We start from the raw sequence: 17,014 nt of genomic DNA on the forward strand, positions 1-17,014 counted from the left end.
AGAAACCACGACATGTCGACCACCACCACGCGCGGGGTCGCCCAGCCCGCCCCGGCCAAGGCCTCACCGGCCCGGCCGCGGCGGGGCCTTCGGGGCAACCCGACCTTCAACTTCTGGCTCTTCACCGGGCCCTTCCTCATCGGCCTGGCGATATTCGTCTTCGTGCCGATCATCTGGAGCATCTGGCTCAGCTTCTTCGACGCACGCTTCACCGTCACGCCGAGCAAGTTCATCGGCTTCGACAACTACAAGAGCATGCTGACGAACTCCAACTTCACCGGTTCCCTGGTGACGTTCACGGTGTTCGCCGCGCTCATCGTGCCCCTCACCTGGGCCCTGTCGCTGGCCCTCGCGATGCTGGTGCACCGGCTGCGGTTCATGCGGGCGTTCTTCCGGTCGGTGTTCTTCCTGCCGACCGCCGTGTCCTACGTCGCCGCCGCGCTGATCTGGAAGATGTCCATCTTCACCGGTGTCCGCTTCGGCCTGATGAACACGGTGCTCGGCTGGTTCGGCGTGGACAACATCGCCTACCTGTCCGACCCGAACCCTCCCTGGTACTGGCTGGTCATCGTGACCGTACGCCTGTGGCTTCAGGCCGGCTTCTACATGATCCTGTTCCTGGCCGCGCTGCAGAACATCCCCGCGGAGCTGTACGAGGCGGCCGCGATCGACGGCGCCAAGCCGGGCTGGCAGACCTTCCGGTACATCACGCTGCCCCAGCTGCGCGCCACCTCGACCGCGGTGATCCTGCTGCTGCTCGTCGCCGCCTACCAGGCGTTCGACGAGTTCTTCAACATCATCACGACCAAGGCCACCTGGGGTCAGACCCCGCTCATGGTCCTGTACAAGACCGCCCTCGGCGAGAACCAGGACTACGGCGCCGGCAGCGCGGGCGCCGTCATCCTCACGGTGCTGATCTGCGCCGTCACGCTCCTCCAGGGCAAGTTCATGGGCTTCGGAAGGGGGGAGGACTCCAAGTGACCACCACCGCACCTCAGGTGGGCAAGGAGAGCCGCAAGAAGCGCGGAGGCGTCCTCGGCAACACGGGCCTGTACATCGCCGTCAGCGTCGCCGCCCTGCTCTTCCTGCTCCCCTTCTACCTGATCCTCCGCAACTCCCTCTCCACTGACCCAGAGATCACCGGCGAGAACTGGAAGTTGCTCCCCTCCTTCCAGTGGGGCAACATCAGCGAGCTGTTCGACGACCCGACGGTCGACTTCGCCAGGTCCATGTGGAACTCGACAGTGATCGCCGTCTCCATGACCGTCGGCACGCTGCTGATCTGCTCCCTGGCCGGCTACGGCCTCGCCCGTATCCCCTACAAGCACGCCAACAAGGTCTTCTACGTCGTCCTCGCGACCCTGATGGTCCCGACCGCCGTCACATTCGTGCCCAGCTTCGTGCTGGTCTCGTCCCTCGGCTGGATCGACACCTACCGGGGTCTGATCATCCCGGGCCTGTTCAGTGGTTTCACCTGCTTCCTGTTCCGGCAGTACTTCCTCGGGTTCCCGAAGGAGCTGGAGGAGGCGGCACGCGTGGATGGGCTCGGTTACTGGGGCGCATACTGGCGCATTGTCGTACCCAACTCGCTGAACTTCTTCGCGGCGATGGCCACGATCACGTTCATCAGCGGCTGGAACGCCTTCCTGTGGCCGTTGGTCATCGGCCAGGACCCGAGCTCCTGGACCGTCCAGGTCGCACTGTCCTCCTTCATGACCAACCAGACCGTCAACTTCCACCTGATCTTCATGGCCACCGCCATTTCCATCCTGCCCCTGGTGTTCGTGTTCCTCTTCCTCCAGCGCTGGCTGGTCCAGGGAATCGCGCAGACCGGCATCAAGGGCTGACACCTCTCTGAGGACCTGGAGACCGATGTCTTTCCGCACCACCACGGCTTTCGACTACGTCGAGGACGTATCCCCGGGCAGCGGGGCCCTCCCGCCCCGCGCCTGGTACGCGTCCTCCGACGCGAAGGCCCTGCCCCTCGACGGCGCCTGGCGCTTCCGGCTGTCGGCGACCGCCGACGCCGAGGACGACTCCTTCGCCGAGGAGGGATACGACGCCGACGGCTGGGCCGAGGTCACGGTCCCCGGGCACTGGGTCCTCCAGGGCGACGGCGCCTTCGGGCTGCCCATCTACACCAACCACCTCTACCCCTTCCCGGTGGACCCGCCGCACGTCCCCACCGAGAACCCGACCGGCGACCACCTGCGGGTCTTCGACCTCCCTGAGGACTGGCCCTCGGACGGCGGTGCCGTCGTCCGCTTCGACGGCGTCGAGTCCTGCGCGCGGGTCTGGCTCAACGGCACGGACATCGGTGAGTTCAAGGGCTCCCGCCTCGCGCACGAGTTCGCGGTGGGCCATCTGCTGAAGCCGACGGGCAACGTCCTCGCCGTCCGGGTGCACCAGTGGTCGGCCGGGTCCTATCTGGAGGACCAGGACCAGTGGTGGCTGCCGGGCATCTTCCGTGAGGTGACCCTGCTGCACCGGCCTGCCGGCTCCGCCGGGGACTTCTTCGTGCACGCCTCCTACGACCACCTCACGGGCGAGGGCACCCTGTGCGTCGACTCCGACGTCGACGGGCGGGTGCTCGTGCCCGCGCTGGGCATCGATGTCGCCACCGGTGAGTCCGTGACGGCCCTGGTGGCCCCGTGGAGCGCCGAGAGCCCCCGGCTCTACGACGGCGAACTGGTCACCGAGGGCGAGCGGGTCCCGCTGCGCATCGGCTTCCGTACGGTCGTCCTGGAGGACGGCCTGATCAAGGTCAACGGCAAGGCGGTCCTGTTCAAGGGCGTCAACCGGCACGAGTGGCACCCCGAGAAGGGCCGCACCCTCGACCTCGAGACCATGCGCGAGGACGTGCTGCTGATGAAGCGGCACAACATCAACGCCGTGCGCACCTCGCACTACCCGCCGCACCCGGCCTTCCTGGACCTGTGCGACGAGTACGGCCTGTGGGTCATCGACGAGTGCGACCTGGAGACCCACGGTTTCACCGAGCAGGACTGGCGGGACAACCCGGTCGACGACGACCGCTGGACCCCGGCTCTCCTGGACCGCGCGGCCCGTATGGTCGAACGGGACAAGAACCACCCCTCGATCGTCTTCTGGTCGCTGGGCAACGAGGCCGGCACCGGCCGCGGCCTGACCGCCATGGCCGAGTGGATCCACGGCCGGGACTCCTCGCGCCTGGTGCACTACGAGGGCGACTGGAACTGCCGGGACACGGATGTGTATTCGCGGATGTACGCGAACCACGCCGAGGTCGAGCAGATCGGCAAAAAGCTCGACGGCGGCACCCTGAAACGCCGCGAACTCCCCTTCATCCAGTGCGAGTACGCCCACGCCATGGGCAACGGCCCCGGCGGCCTCGCCGACTACCAAACCCTCTTCGAGAAGTACGACCGCCTCCAGGGCGGCTTCGTCTGGGAGTGGATCGACCACGGCGTCAAGCACGCCGAACTGGGCTACGCCTACGGCGGCGACTTCGGCGAGGAGCTGCACGACGGCAACTTCGTCTGCGACGGCCTCATCTTCCCGGACCGCACGCCCTCCCCCGGCCTGACCGAGTACAAGAAGGTCATCGAGCCGGTCCGCATCGACGGCGCCGACGGCACCGTACGCGTCACCAACACGTACGACTTCGCGGACCTGTCCCATCTCGCCTTCGAGTGGTCGTACCAGGTGGACGGCGAGACGGTCGAGGCGGGCACGCTCGCGGTGCCGCCGCTGGCACCGGGTGAGTCGGCGGACCTGAAGCTGCCGGAACAGCCCGCGCACGAGAGCGCGGAGGCGCACTGGACGGTACGCGCGCTGCTGGCGTCCGACACCGCCTGGGCCCCGCAGGGCCACGAGGTGGCCTGGGGCCAAGTGGCCTTGTCCGCACGGCCGTTGCCGGTAGTCGCCCCGACCGACGGTCCGCTGGCCAGCGACGGTGTGATCACGCTCGGCCCCGCCTCGTTCGACGCCCGCACCGGTGCGCTGAAGACCATCGGCGGGGTCGAGGTGAGCGCCCTGCGGCTGGACCTGTGGCGGGCGACGACCGACAACGACGAGGGCGCCGACTGGCAGACCGGCACCCGCTATGCGCAGCTGTGGCGCAAGTACGGCCTGCACCGCATGCGGCACCGCCTCGACTCCGTGGAACTCGGTGACGACGCACTGACCGTGCGGACCCGGGTGGCGCCGGCCGCCTGGGAGTTCGGCCTCGGCGCGGTATACCGCTGGACATCGGACGGCAACCGCCTGAAGCTCACCGTGTCCGTGGGTCCCCAGGGCGAGTGGCCGGTGCCGCTGCCGCGGCTCGGCGTGCGGTTCGGGCTCGCACAGGCGGAAGCCGTTAAGTGGTACGGCGGCGGTCCCGGCGAGGGATACCCGGACACCAAGTCGGCTTCCAGGATCGGACGTTGGCAGTCCACGATCGACGGGCTGCAGACACCGTACCTACGTCCGCAGGAGAACGGCGCCCGCGCCGATGTCCGCTGGGTGGAACTGGGCGGCCTGCGGATCGAGGGTGACCCGGAGTTCTCCTTCACCGCCCGGCCCTGGACGAGCGAGCAGCTCGACGCGGCCACCCACCTCACCGACCTCACCCCGGGCGGGACGGTCTGGGTCAACCTCGACCACGGCCAGCACGGCATCGGCACCGGATCCTGCGGCCCGGGCGTACTGCCGCCGTACTGGCTGCGGGCCGAACCGACCGAGTTCTCCTTCGTGTTCTCAGCCGCCAGTTGAGCATGCAGTCCTGAGGCCCCCCGTGGCCGGCCCACACCCCAACCGGCCGGCCACGGTCACACCCGCGTCCGTTTCCGCCCTCATCGGCACGCCACAGCCGCCCCATCGCCCCGCAGCGCCTCCTGACCGGAACAGTTGACGGGCGGTATCGCCAGGTACAGGGGACGATCATGGGAAAACCTCGCGCGGGGATCTCCCGGTGCGGCAGCCGTAACAATCGAGGATGACGGGGCTGGGCCCGCGCACCTTGAGCAAGTTGGCGACCTAGCTGCGGAGGGAGGGATCCGACGCTCCGGGTCGCGGGCGGCCGTGGAGGCTGCCGCTGTGACGGCGGGCCAATCTGACGCTACGTCAACTTGCCCCGCTGTTCGGTGTGTCGAAGTCCGCGGCCAGTCGCATCATCGACCACCTGGGTCCGAAGCTCGCGCTCACACCACGCAAACGGTTCGCGAAGGACACAGTGCCGATCGTGAACGGCACCCACGCACCGACCCGCGGCCGCAGCATTGCCGAGCAGTCAAAGAACTGTCGCTGCTCCACCGCCCACCAGGTCGTCATCGACGCCGACAGCCGGGCGGTCGTGATAGTCGGCCGGCCCGTGCCCGGCAAGCGTCGGCTGGGAGGAATCCGGCGCCAAGGACGCCGGACTCGTCATTCCGCACCGCCGCGCCAAGGGCAAGGAACTCCCAGCCTGGCAGGGGGCACACAACCGCTCGCACAAGCGAGTTCGGGCACGCGTCGAGCACAGCTTCGCCCGGATGAAGGGCTGGAAGATCCTCCGCGACTGCCGCCTGAAGGGGTACGGCGTCCACTACGCCATGCTCGGCGTCGTCCGCCTGTACAACGTCGTCCTCACCGGATAACCGAGCCCCCGCCGCCCGCCCCTATCACCCTCAACGCGCGATCAGGCCTGACCGACGACCCGTTGGTGCCGCATCCAGACACATCACAGGTCATCGGCGGCCGCCACACCAGTCGTGGTCAGATTTGGAACGCGGTCACGTCTACGGCACCGCCTTGATCGATATCGGGAGCGGTCCCGTCGTCGACGTGCTGCCGGACCGCACTGCCTGGACGTTCACCGTCTGGCTCGAGCAGCACCCTGGCGCGGAGATCGTGTGCCGTGATCGCACAAGTGCGTATGCCGAGACCATCTGGAGGGCCGCTCCGGACGCCGTCCACATCGCCGACAGGTTCCATCTGTTGCAGAACCCGCGTAAGGCGGTCGAGAAGTCGCACAGGCCTTCGCCGATCTTCGCCTGGTCCACGTGGTCGTCGAGGACGACCGCCGTGGACTTGCCCCCGCGCTCAAGGGTGACGGGGCGCAGCACACGGCCGCGGGCCTCAGCGAGGCCGCCTCTGGCGGCAGTGGAGCCGGTGCAGGCCACCTTGACCAAGGCGGGGTGGGAGACGAGGTAGGCGCCGACTTCCTGCGCGGCGGAGACGATGCTGATGACCCCGCCTTCCTCGGCCACCTCGGCCGACAGGTTGGAGTCCAGCACGGTCTCCGGCGACGGCTTGATGACGAGGGTGCCGCCGGTTGCCGTCGCAGAGGCGATCTTGAACGGGCCGGACGAGAAGGCGCTTTGCGCCCCGCCCGCGGCTGGAGGTGCAAGAGATCGGCCGGGGCGCCTACCGCGTGACCCACGACAACCGGAGGCTGACTCCGCTCACCGGCGGGCGCCTTCTGACGACTGTGCCGGAGTAGGCACAACGAGGCCCGGCGTCCGAGAACTCGCCGCCTACGACGAATGAGGTCCGGGCGTCGCCGACCCGGCGAAGGGCCACGGACCGAAATGCCTCTCACGCGTCGGGGGCCCGCCGGGCGGCTCCCATTGACCGGGCGAGCTGCCCACCCGCCCCCAGCCCATCGACCCCGCGCAGGGGAAATGAGGGGAGGTCGGCCTGCCGTTCAGTAATTGACAGGGTACGCGCGTACCTCTTAACGTACCCACATCCGGGCAATGCCGCCGCGGCTCGACGAGGAGCACCGATGCAGCACCTTTACGAGATAGATGTCCGAGTTCCGATGCGTGACGGTGTAGCCCTCGCCGCCAACGTGTGGCATCCAGTCGGGGGGAAGGCTCCGACGCTGCTCGTGCGCATGCCCTACGGCAAAGACGCGGTCGGCGTCACCCAGGGCGGGGCCATGCCCGACCTCATGCCTTTGCTGGAGGCGGGCTACGCGGTGGTGGTGCAGGACTGCCGGGGCACACACCGCTCGGAGGGCGAGTTCGTGCCCCACATGGCCGACCGCGACGACGGCGAGGACACCGTCGCCTGGATCACCGAGCAGCCCTGGTCCGACGGCACGGTGGGCATGTACGGCGGGTCCTACCTGGGAATGGTCCAGTGGGAGACCGCCGTGACCGGCGCCCCCGGCCTCAAGGCGATCGCACCGTCCGTCACCTCGATCGACAACTACGAGGCACCCTGGTACGGCCCGGGCGGTGCGCTCTCACTGAGCCTTGTCACGCTGTGGAACGCCATGATGTACATGGCCGACGCCCAGCGGTCCCTGGCGGCCGGCGAGGGCTCCGTGTCCCAGCTGCAGCAGCTCGGTCAGGCGGCGCTGTTCCCGGAGCCGCTGAACGACGTGCTGCCGACGGCCGAGGTCCCGGTACTGGCGGAGTACGGGAAGTGGTGGGACGACTGGATGGCCCACCCCTCCCACGACGAGTACTGGGACGCCATGGAGCTCACGCCCGAGCTCAAGAACGTCACCGTCCCGGCGCTCAACATCGGTGGCTGGTACGACCTCTACATCGGGCAGACGGTGCGCACCTACACCACCGCCCGTCAGAAGGCGGGCAGTGGGCAGGCGCGTGAGGGGCAGCGGTTGATCATCGGTCCGTGGGATCACATCTCCTCGACCGGCATCTATCCCGACCGCTCCTTCGGTCCGCCGGCCAGTGCGCAGATGATGGGTCTGACCGGCCTGCACGTGAAGTTCTTCGACCGCTGGCTCCGTGGCGACACCACCGCTCTGGACGGCGTGGCACCGGTGAAGATCTTCGTGATGGGCATCGACCAGTGGCGCGACGAGCAGGAGTGGCCACTGCCCGACACCAGGTGGACCGACTTCCACCTCACAAGCACCGGCCATGCCAACACAGCGGACGGCGACGGCGTGTTGACGACCGAGGCTCCGACCGGGGCAGGGCGCGACACCTACCTCTACGACCCGCGCCGTCCGGTTCCCACGGCCGGCGGGGCGACCATGCCGGTGACACTGGAACTCTGCGGCCCGGTCGACCAGCGGACCGTCGCCGCCCGCGAGGACGTCCTGTGCTTCGCCACACCCGTACTCGAAGAGGCCGTCGAGGTCACCGGTCCGGTCAGCCTGACCCTGTTCGTCTCCTCGTCGGCAGTGGACACCGACTTCACCGCCAAGCTCGTCGACGTCTTCCCCGACGGCAAGGCGATCAACCTGTGCGACGGGATCCTGCGCACCCGCTATCGCGGCGGCCTCGCCACGGAAGAGCTGATGGAGCCGGGCTCGGTCTACGAGATCACCGTCGACATGACCGCCACGTCCAATGTGTTCCTTCCCGGTCACCGCATCCGCGTGGACGTCTCCAGCAGCAACTTCCCCCGCTACGACCGCAACACCAACACCGGCGGCGTCATCGCCCGTGAGGGCGAGGAGCAGATGATCCCCGCGATCAACCACATCCATCACGGACCGGACCACCCCAGCCGCCTGGTGCTGCCGGTCATCGACCGCAAGGACCAGTCATGAGCGCCGCCGACCGGGTCGCCGAGCTGACCGCGACCTTCGCCGCTCCTTCCCTCGATGTGGCCCATCTGCTGTGCGACCGGCACCCCGCCGACCGCGTCGCGTTCACCGTGGTCGACAGCGAGGGAAAGGCTTCCACTCTGACCTTCGGCGAGCTCGCCGCCGACTCGCACCGCTGTGCGCGGGCGCTCCAGGGACTCGGCGTCGGTCCGGGTGACAGGGTGGCGACCCTGATGGGCAAGGGCACCGAGCTGGTCACCGTCATCCTGGCGATCTGGCGGCTCGGCGCGGTCTACGTCCCGCTGTTCACCGCGTTCGCACCCCAGGCCATCGCCCTGCGCCTGGAGGGGGCGGGTGCGCACGTCGTGGTCGTCGCCCCGGACCAGCGCCACAAACTCGACCCGGGCCCCGACATGACTGACGACCCCGAGCGCCGGATCGTCGTCACCGGACCCGGCACGTCGGACGGTGACCTGTCGCTGGCCGACCTCGTCGCGGCCGCGTCGCCCGAGCCGGTGCCCGCCGTCACGACCAGCGGGGACGGGCCCCTGGTCCACATGTTCACCTCCGGCACCACCGGTAAGCCCAAGGGCGTCATCCACCCCGTCTCCTACATCACGGGATGGCAGATCTACCTGGAGTACGCCCTGGGCGTCACCCCAGGCAGCAGCTACTGGTGCGCGGCCGACCCCGGCTGGGCCTACGGGCTGTACTCCGCCATCGTCGCTCCGCTGGCCGCCGGCATTCCCAGCCTGCTGCTGTCCGGCGGGTTCTCCGCCGAGACGACCTGGCGCACCCTTGTCGAGCACCAGGTCACCGACTTCACCGCCGCCCCGACCGTGTACCGAGGGCTGCGTTCCTCGTCGGTGCCGGTGCCCGAGGGGCTGCGGCTGGAGCGGGCGTCCAGCGCCGGCGAGCCCCTGACTCCCGAGGTCAACGAGTGGGCCGCCACCGCGCTCGGTCTTGCCGTGCACGACCACTTCGGCCAGACCGAGGTCGGCATGCCGCTGGCCAACCACCACCATCCCGAACTCGCCCGTCCCCTCAAGACAGGATCGATGGGCCGGCCGGTACCCGGCTGGAGCCTCACCGTCCTGGCCGACGAGAAGAACGAGCCCGCCGGAGAGGGAGTGCTCGGCCGGGTCGCGATCGACGTCGCGGCGAGCCCGCTGATGACCTTCCGCGACTACCAGATTCCCGGGCAGAGCGCTTCCAAGTTCACTCCCGACAACCGCTGGTACCTCACGGGCGACGCCGGGCGCGTGGACGCCGACGGCGACTTCTTCTTCTCCTCCCGCGACGACGACGTCATCATCATGGCCGGTTACCGGATCGGGCCGTTCGAGATCGAGAGCGTCCTCGCCAAGCATCCCGCGGTCGCCGAGTGCAGCGTGATCGGCGCACCCGACGACGTCCGCGGCGAGGTCATCGAGGCGTACGTCGTCCTGCGCGACGGCGGCGACGGTTCACCGGAACTGGCCACCGAGCTCCAGCAGTTGGTCAAGACCCGCTACGCCGCCCATGCCTACCCGCGCACGATCCACTTCATCGACGGCCTGCCCAAGACGCCCAGCGGCAAGACGCAGCGCTACCTGCTGCGGAAACGCCGACGCGCCGAACTCACCACCCCGGAGTCACGTTGACCGGCATGGAACCGCTGCTCGTCGAGCAACGCGGCCCCGTCCGATGGCTGCTGCTCAACCGCCCCGAGCGCCGCAACGCCCTCGACATCACCCTCATAGAAGCCCTGGACAAGCAGATCAGCAGCGCCGAGGCCGACCCCGACACCGCGGTCATCGCGGTGGCGGGGAGAGGGCCGAGCTTCTGCGCCGGCGGAGACTTCCACCAGTTCCTGGAGCTCCACGATGCGGGCGACAATCCGGTCGGCTTCCTGACCGATGTCTCGGCCTGCTTCAGCCGTATCGCGGCCAGCCCGAAGCCATGGGTCGCCGTGCTGCACGGTCACGCCGTCGCCGGGGGCCTCGAACTCGCGCTGGCCTGCGATGTCGTCGTCGCCGCCGACACCACCCTCATCGGCGACGGCCACCTCAACCGGCGCCTGGTGCCGGCCGGCGGGTCGAGCGTCCGGCTGCCCGGCGCGGTCGGACGGGGCCTGTCCCGCTGGCTCCTGCTCACCGGCGAACTGCTGCCCGCGACCGCCTTCGAGAACACCGGCTGGATCCGCGCGATCGTGCCCGAGGCCGACCTCGAAGCCACCGCCACCCGTATCTGCGGCCAGTTGGCCGACCGCCACAGCCCAGCCCAGGAACACCTCAAGACACTCCTGCACCGGATCGACGGCATGGCCCCCGAGCAGGCCCTGCGCGAGGAACTGGCCACCTTCGCCGCCAACTGGTCGGCAAGCTCGGTGGCCGACGCCCTGCGGGCCTTCCTCGCTCCCTCCACCACGAAAGCGGACATCAAGTGAATCGCTACCAGGGACGCGTTGTCGCCATCACCGGAGCCGCACAGGGACTCGGCCTCGCCATGGCCACCCGGTTCGCCGCGGAGGGAGCCACGGTTGCCCTCGCCGACGTCAACGAACAGGCCCTCACCGACGCCGCCGAGACCATCACCGACGCCCACGACGCGAACCTCCGCACCGACAAGGTGGACGTGACCGACTCGGCCCAGGTCAACGCCTGGATCGACCGGGTCACCACCGAACTCGGCCGCCTCGACGTGCTGGTCAACAACGCCGGCATCATCCGCGACAACCGCGTCGAGGACATCACCGACGACGACTGGCACGCGGTCGTCGGCGTCAGCCTCACCGGCGGCTTCCACTGCGCCCGCGCCGCGTTCGGACCGATGAAACGCCAGGGCTACGGCCGTATCGTCAGCTTCTCCTCCATGTCCTGGCGCGGAAACTTCGGCCAGACGAACTACGTGGCCGCCAAAGCCGGCATCGTCGGCATGACCCGCACCCTCGCGCTCGAGGGCGCCCGCCACGGCATCACGGCCAACGCCATCGCCCCCGGCCTCATCGAAACTCCCATGCTCGCCTCCATGAACGGCCCCGCACGCGACAAACTCACCAACAAGATCCCCATGCGCCACACCGGCCGCCCCGAGGACATCGCCGAAGCCGCAACCTTCCTCGCCAGCGAGGCCGCCGGCTACATCACCGGCGTCGTCCTGGACGTGGACGGCGGCATCTCCATCGGATCCTCGATCCGATAGCGCCGCCTCGACGCTCAGGCCGTGACGGTGGGCTCGCCGTCGGGGACCGTCACGGCTCAGGGGGCCTGGTGTCGAGGAGAGCGCGCAGGCACGCTTGGTGCTGGTTCTGGGCTTCGCAGACCAGGTTCTCGTTGTGAATGAGACGCAGATCGATCGGCCACGGCGGGGAACTCCCAGTACGCCGTAGTGTCCTCGGCCAAGGCGCGGACCCGGGCGAGGAGGAGAGCGATGTCGTCGCGGGGCGGGGCGACGGCATCGGCGAGCATCGAACGGCCGACGTCGATCAGCCGGGAGTCTCGGCCGGAGAACGCGGCAGGGCGGTCGGCCAGGTGCCGGAGGCCGACGTACGGGTCCGGGGGGAAACGGCGGACGAGACCGTCGGTGTACAGGGCCAGGAGGTTGCCGGGTTCCAGTTCGACAGTCGTCGTCTCGAAAGGCATGCCACCGACTCCCACCGGCGGCCCGGGAGAGAGTTCCACGTGGCGGACGCTGCCGTCGGGCCGTCGGGCCGTCGGGCCGTATGACGAAGGGCGGCGGGTGGCCGGCGCTGGCCAGGGTCCAACGGCGGGTGACCGGATCGTAGACCCAGTTCCAGGTCGGCCAGAGTCTGCACGGCGGTGCGCCGGCGTCCCATGGTGGCTGTGGCCTTCAGGCCGTGACCGATCACGTCACCGACGACGAAGGCGGCACGGAGCGACGGCAGAGGAATGACGTCGAACCAGTCGCCGCTGGAGCCCCCGCCTGGGTACGTTATACGATACGCTAGTACCCGCATGCAAGATCAACCCTACGGCCGGGACGACCACCCGCCGCCTCCGGCGAAGACGCTCATGGGAGACTGCTGCGGTGACAGCCCCAACCGACTCGCGTGACCGACGCCCGCGCCGAACGACGCGCAGGCGGGTCGTCGACACACACCGGCGCGACGAACTGCTGCGCCAGGCCGAGGCGATCATCCTGGCCGAGGGCTTCACCGCGGTGACCATGGACGAGCTCGCCCAGAGACTGGAGTGCTCTAAGGCGACCCTGTACAGCCTGGCCTCCACCAAGGAGCAGCTGGTGCTGACGGTCACCCGGGCCTTCTTCCGGGATGCGACCGCCGAGATCGAGCAGGCCGTCCAGGCCGAGCCCGACCCCAGGCAGCGTATCCGGGTCTACCTCACCGGCGTCGGCACCGCCATGCGCCGCCACTCCAACGCCTTCTATGACGACATGGTCGGCTACGAACCGACCGCACAGATCTACCGCAAGAACTCCGCCGCCGCCGCCCACCGGGTCCACCAACTCATCGAGGAAGGCGTAGAGGCCGGCGTCTTCCGCGCGCTCAACGGGCACTTCGCCGCCCAGGTCGTGGCAGTGACCATCGACGCGGTCCAGTCGGGGGTCCTTCTGGAGAGCACTGGCCTGACCGCCGGCGACGCCTTCTCCGAACTCGGGGACCTCCTCCTGGAAGGGCTCAGTTCGGGGCAGGGCGCATGCGGCCCGCCTTCCTCAGCTGTCCGCCCGCCCGGGGATCAGGTTTCCGCGCCCAGGTAAAGCCCGCGGAAGGGGTACGGACTGCACCTGGTCGAGGGGCGAGGCGAGATCCAGGCGGAGGAACCCTTCGGCGAAGTTGCGGCACGTGTGAGCACATCGGAGCGGCTCTCCAGGGCGGCGGGGTGAAGGCCGGTCTGCCGCTCTGCCTGATCGGCGACTCCGGCACCGGTAACCACCTGCGGATCGGGATCGGGATCGGTACCGCGATCGCCGAGGCGGGCCTGCGGGTCCGCTACACGACCACGGCCAACCTCGTGAACGAGCTCGCCGAGGCCGCGGACGAGAAGAAACTCGGCCGGACCCTCGCCCGCTACGGGCGCATTGATCTGCTGCCTGGACGAGTTCGGGTATCTCGACCTGGACAAGACCGGCGCGAAGCTGCTGTTCCAGGTGTTCACCGAACGGGAGGAACGACGGGCGATCGCTGTCGCCTCCAACGCCCCGTTCTCGGAATGGACGCAGACCTTCATCTACCCCCGGCTCTGCGCAGCGATCGTGGACCGGGTCACCTTCAACGCGCACATTGGCCCGGCCGCCCGGTGGCCGCTCAGAGCCGCCACCGGGCGGAGCCTCAAGCCGAGGCCGCGGCAACGCAGAACTCATTGCCCTCGGGGTCGGCCATCACCACATGGTGCCCCTCGAACTCCTCCAGGACGACCCCGCCCGCCTCCACCAGCCGCTCGGACTCCGTCCTGATTCGTGCCCACCGCTCGCCGGAGCTGCCGTGTCCCGGCACCCGGACGTCGATGTGGAGTCGGTTCTTCGCGGTCTTCGCCTCGGGGACCTTGAGGATGCAGAGCCGGGGACCGGCTCCGTCAGGATCGCAGAGCCACGCACCGTCGTCCTCGGATTCGTCCTCCGGAAGGTCGAACTGCGCGAGCCACTCCTCGCGGGTTGCGAAGGGAGCAGGCGGCGGCTCGTCTACATACCCCAGGGCCGTTTTCCAGAACGCGGCGAGGAGTTTCGCGTCTGCGCAATCAAGGGTCAGATCGATTCTGGCTGCCATAGCAGGACCGTAATGCGCACCTCTGACAATCGCAGCTGACGCAGAGCAGGGACGGCCGCTGATACCCCATGGCTGGCCGGACACTGCCAGACTCGCTGCCGCCGACAGCCCTACGAGAGCTGTCGGCCGCAGCTTTGCTCAGCCCGGACGTTGTCTGCCGACCGAGCCACTGCCGTCTCCGTCGTCCACCGCGAATCGGAGAATCCGACGGTCCCGGATCGAACACGGGTCGAGATCCTGCGGTCCGTCGAGCCTGTCGGGGGCCCGCCGTCCGGTCCGGATCCGATGCGTTTCACGCTCCCGTCCTGGCCCCTTCCCCCGCTAGACGGTGTTCCTCTCTTTGCAGAGGTCGGCGTCCGTGCGCAGGTGGGCTCAGTTGCTGCGGGAGAAGTAGGCCTTGCCCCGGTGACCGACTCCGGCCGCCTACGGGGGCAGCCGCCGGGGCCGCGGACCCGTTACTTCTTGGGCACCGGGATGAACCGCGGACTGTCCGCGGCCTGGCCCGCGATCAGCGCGAACGCCAGCGGGCGGCACTTGCGGTCGCTGCCGGATGGGCCTTGCTCGCCGTCCCCCCTTTTGAGCGTCCCAGGAGAGTCGCGTTGAGGCGGACTCTTCGCCGACGCCGGATGAGTTGTCGCTGAACTGGACGATCTCTTCCTGATTATCGGCTGCCTCTTCGCCTGAACTCCCAAGCACCGGGCCACTGTTACTGAACAGCCGGCGGCTCGCGGGCCTTGGCGGGCGATTACTCCGCCAGTGCGCCCATGGCCCGATCGAGCAGGACAGCGAGGGGAACAGTGCCCTCGCAGGCCACCCACCCTCTCGCGGCCGCGTCCAGGCAGCCGAGGGCGGCTGCGACGAGCGCGGTCGGCCTGGGATCCTCCGGCCGGCCAGGACTGGCGTCCAGTCGCCTGGCGATCTCCGGCACCATCTGTTCCTGCCACTTCAACTGCTTCTCGAAGTGCCGGGCGCGCAGTGACGGCGTCTGCTGCAGCAGGCGCAGAAAGATCAGCGCCCGCTCGGGTGCTTCCCCGTTCACCCGCACCAGGACATCGAAGGCCCGGCGCAGCGCCACCCAGGGCCGCTCCACGTCGGGGCGGGCGGCGAGCGCTTCCGTGACCTGCTGGCCATCGCCCTCCAGCCCGCTCAGCACGATGTCTTCCTTTGTCCCGAAGTACCGGAACAGGCTGGCGCGCGACAGTCCCGCTTCAGCGGCGATCTGGTCCGCGGTCGTCTGGTCGAAGCCCTGATCAGTGAAGAGCCGGAGCGCCACTTCGGTGACTTCCGCCCGGACAGTTGCCCGCATGCGTTCACGCAGACCGGGCGGCTTCGGAGGGGTGCGCTTGGCGGTGTCGGCGGAGTCAGTCATGCGAGCAATACTACCTTCACGACTCAAACTGATACTCAGTCTCGAATGAGAGCAGCATCTCACCAGCACCACCACATTCGGACGACAAATCATCTTGAGACTTAGTCTCACATGGATGTAGGGTCTCTCAACGGAGGCTTCGCGAACGAAGTGCTGCGAACCGGCACCCGCCAGGCTGCCGCCGGCCTCCTTCACCCGACCCATTCATCCAAGGAAGCTGCTATGACTACCGCGTTCGACCCGATCGACCTGAGCGGCAAGGCGCTGGCCAACCGCATCGCGATGGCGCCGATGACCCGCAGCCGCGCCGACGCCTCCGCGGCCACGGCGACGGAACTGATGGCCACCTATTACGCCCAGCGCGCGAGTGCCGGCCTGATCATCACCGAGGGCATCCAGCCGTCGGTCGTCGGCCAGGGCTACACCAACACCCCCGGCCTGCACTCCGCGGCACAGGTCGACGCCTGGCGGAAGGTGACCGACGCCGTCCACGCCCAGGGCGGCACGATCTTCGCGCAGCTGATGCACACCGGCCGGATCAGCCACCCCAGCCTGCTGCCCGACGGACTCATCCCCGTCGCCCCCTCCGCCGTCGCGGCGGCGGGCCAGGTGTTCACCTACCAGGGCCCCCAGGACTACGTCACACCGAAGGAACTGACCCCCGGCGACATCACCCAGACGATCGCCGACTACGCCGACGCCTCGCGCAACGCGATCACCGCAGGCTTCGACGGCGTGGAGATCCACGGGGCGAACGGCTACCTGATCCACCAGTTCCTCGCCCCCAACACCAATCTGCGCACCGACAGTTGGGGAGGAGGGCCCGCGGACCGGGTCCGCTTCGGCATCGAGGTCGCCACAGCCGTCGCGGAGGCGATCGGCGGCCACCGCACCGGCTTCCGCATCTCCCCCGGCAACCCCTACAACGACATCGCCGAAACCGACCCGGCCGACGTGCTGGAGACCTACACCACCCTGACCGCCGGACTCGCCCGGCTGGACCTCGCCTACCTGCACCTGCTCGAAAGCCCGGACCGCGACCTGACCAGCCGGCTGCGCAAGGACTGGCCCACCGCCTTCATCCTCAACCCCTTCACCCACCCCGAGACCACCGGCCCCGACGCTCTCACCCTCATCGAGGACGGCACCGCCGACATCATCGCCTTCGGCGCGCTCTTCCTGGCCAACCCCGACCTGCCGGCTCGCCTCGCCACCGACGGCCCCTACAACACCCCCGACCCGGCCACCTTCTACGGCGGCGACCACCACGGCTACACCGACTACCCGGCGCTGCACGCCGACAGCGCATGACCTGAACAAAGATCACCATTCGCGAGCATGACGAGGCAGAACGCGGTGTCCAGGCCGCAGGCCAGAGTCCTTCCAATCCAGCCCGGTGCCTGATGGCGCCCCCCTCAAGAGAACGAGCCCTCGGGTGAACCGGAGG

At 68.8% G+C, this 17,014-nt stretch carries 12 protein-coding genes and 5 pseudogenes; 12 read left to right on the forward strand and 5 right to left on the reverse strand.

Annotated elements, in window-relative coordinates; translation table 11 throughout:
- Window positions 1–12 precede the first annotated feature (12 nt).
- The 5 genes and pseudogenes from ABZT93_RS31110 to ABZT93_RS31130 all read left to right on the forward strand — a co-directional run.
- Window positions 13–981, forward strand: a complete 969-nt coding sequence (locus ABZT93_RS31110) for a sugar ABC transporter permease (RefSeq protein WP_356110967.1) — start codon at window positions 13–15, stop codon at window positions 979–981.
- On the forward strand, window positions 978–1,847 hold the full coding sequence (locus ABZT93_RS31115) for a carbohydrate ABC transporter permease (protein WP_356110968.1): 870 nt from the start codon (window positions 978–980) through the stop codon (window positions 1,845–1,847). The genes ABZT93_RS31110 and ABZT93_RS31115 overlap by 4 nt, the downstream gene beginning before the upstream one ends.
- A gap of 25 nt (window positions 1,848–1,872) precedes the next feature.
- Window positions 1,873–4,734, forward strand: a complete 2,862-nt coding sequence (locus tag ABZT93_RS31120) for a glycoside hydrolase family 2 TIM barrel-domain containing protein (RefSeq protein ID WP_356110970.1) — start codon at window positions 1,873–1,875, stop codon at window positions 4,732–4,734.
- Between the two features lie 223 nt (window positions 4,735–4,957).
- A pseudogene (locus ABZT93_RS31125) lies at window positions 4,958–5,597 on the forward strand (transposase family protein).
- Between the two features lie 181 nt (window positions 5,598–5,778).
- Window positions 5,779–5,937: pseudogene (locus ABZT93_RS31130) on the forward strand (transposase); the annotation flags it as partial.
- A gap of 68 nt (window positions 5,938–6,005) precedes the next feature.
- On the opposite strand, the pseudogene ABZT93_RS31135 reads toward ABZT93_RS31130, so the two are convergent.
- Window positions 6,006–6,293, reverse strand: a pseudogene (locus ABZT93_RS31135) (aldehyde dehydrogenase family protein); the annotation flags it as partial.
- 470 nt (window positions 6,294–6,763) lie between these two features.
- Here ABZT93_RS31135 and ABZT93_RS31140 point away from each other — a divergent pair.
- From ABZT93_RS31140 to ABZT93_RS31155, 4 genes are read left to right on the forward strand one after another with little or no spacing between them, the layout of a single operon-like run.
- A complete protein-coding gene (locus ABZT93_RS31140; protein ID WP_356111045.1) occupies window positions 6,764–8,476 on the forward strand; it encodes a CocE/NonD family hydrolase in 1,713 nt (570 codons plus the stop codon).
- Window positions 8,473–10,116 (forward strand): AMP-binding protein, encoded by a 1,644-nt coding sequence (locus ABZT93_RS31145; protein WP_356110972.1) that lies wholly within the window; start codon window positions 8,473–8,475, stop codon window positions 10,114–10,116. The genes ABZT93_RS31140 and ABZT93_RS31145 overlap by 4 nt, the downstream gene beginning before the upstream one ends.
- 5 nt (window positions 10,117–10,121) lie before the next feature.
- Window positions 10,122–10,901, forward strand: coding sequence for an enoyl-CoA hydratase/isomerase family protein (locus tag ABZT93_RS31150; RefSeq protein ID WP_356110974.1), 780 nt, complete (start codon window positions 10,122–10,124; stop codon window positions 10,899–10,901).
- A complete protein-coding gene (locus ABZT93_RS31155) occupies window positions 10,898–11,656 on the forward strand; it encodes an SDR family NAD(P)-dependent oxidoreductase (RefSeq protein WP_356110976.1) in 759 nt (252 codons plus the stop codon). Before ABZT93_RS31150 ends, ABZT93_RS31155 begins: the two co-directional genes overlap by 4 nt.
- A gap of 56 nt (window positions 11,657–11,712) precedes the next feature.
- On the opposite strand, the gene ABZT93_RS31160 is transcribed toward ABZT93_RS31155, so the two are convergent.
- Window positions 11,713–12,135, reverse strand: a complete 423-nt coding sequence (locus ABZT93_RS31160; RefSeq protein WP_356110979.1) for a SpoIIE family protein phosphatase — start codon at window positions 12,133–12,135, stop codon at window positions 11,713–11,715.
- Between the two features lie 155 nt (window positions 12,136–12,290).
- Window positions 12,291–12,431, reverse strand: a pseudogene (locus tag ABZT93_RS31165) (hypothetical protein); the annotation flags it as partial.
- A 71-nt stretch (window positions 12,432–12,502) separates the two neighbouring features.
- Here ABZT93_RS31165 and ABZT93_RS31170 point away from each other — a divergent pair.
- Window positions 12,503–13,192, forward strand: coding sequence for a TetR/AcrR family transcriptional regulator (locus ABZT93_RS31170; RefSeq protein WP_356110981.1), 690 nt, complete (start codon window positions 12,503–12,505; stop codon window positions 13,190–13,192).
- A gap of 122 nt (window positions 13,193–13,314) precedes the next feature.
- Window positions 13,315–13,708: pseudogene (locus tag ABZT93_RS31175) on the forward strand (ATP-binding protein); the annotation flags it as partial.
- A gap of 55 nt (window positions 13,709–13,763) precedes the next feature.
- Here ABZT93_RS31175 and ABZT93_RS31180 read toward each other — a convergent pair.
- Together ABZT93_RS31180 and ABZT93_RS31185 are read right to left on the reverse strand one after the other, a co-directional pair.
- On the reverse strand, window positions 13,764–14,198 hold the full coding sequence (locus tag ABZT93_RS31180; protein WP_356110983.1) for a VOC family protein: 435 nt from the start codon (window positions 14,196–14,198) through the stop codon (window positions 13,764–13,766).
- A 745-nt stretch (window positions 14,199–14,943) separates the two neighbouring features.
- Complete coding sequence (locus ABZT93_RS31185; RefSeq protein ID WP_356110984.1) at window positions 14,944–15,567, reverse strand: TetR family transcriptional regulator; 624 nt, start codon at window positions 15,565–15,567, stop codon at window positions 14,944–14,946.
- Between the two features lie 222 nt (window positions 15,568–15,789).
- Here ABZT93_RS31185 and ABZT93_RS31190 point away from each other — a divergent pair, with 222 nt between their 5' ends.
- Window positions 15,790–16,878 carry an alkene reductase gene (locus ABZT93_RS31190; RefSeq protein ID WP_356110986.1) on the forward strand — a complete coding sequence of 363 codons (1,089 nt, stop codon included), beginning with the start codon at window positions 15,790–15,792 and terminating at the stop codon, window positions 16,876–16,878.
- The last annotated feature ends 136 nt before the right edge of the window (window positions 16,879–17,014 follow it).

The organism is Streptomyces sp. NPDC005303 (assembly GCF_040607335.1).
Classification (GTDB): Bacteria; Actinomycetota; Actinomycetes; order Streptomycetales; family Streptomycetaceae; genus Streptomyces.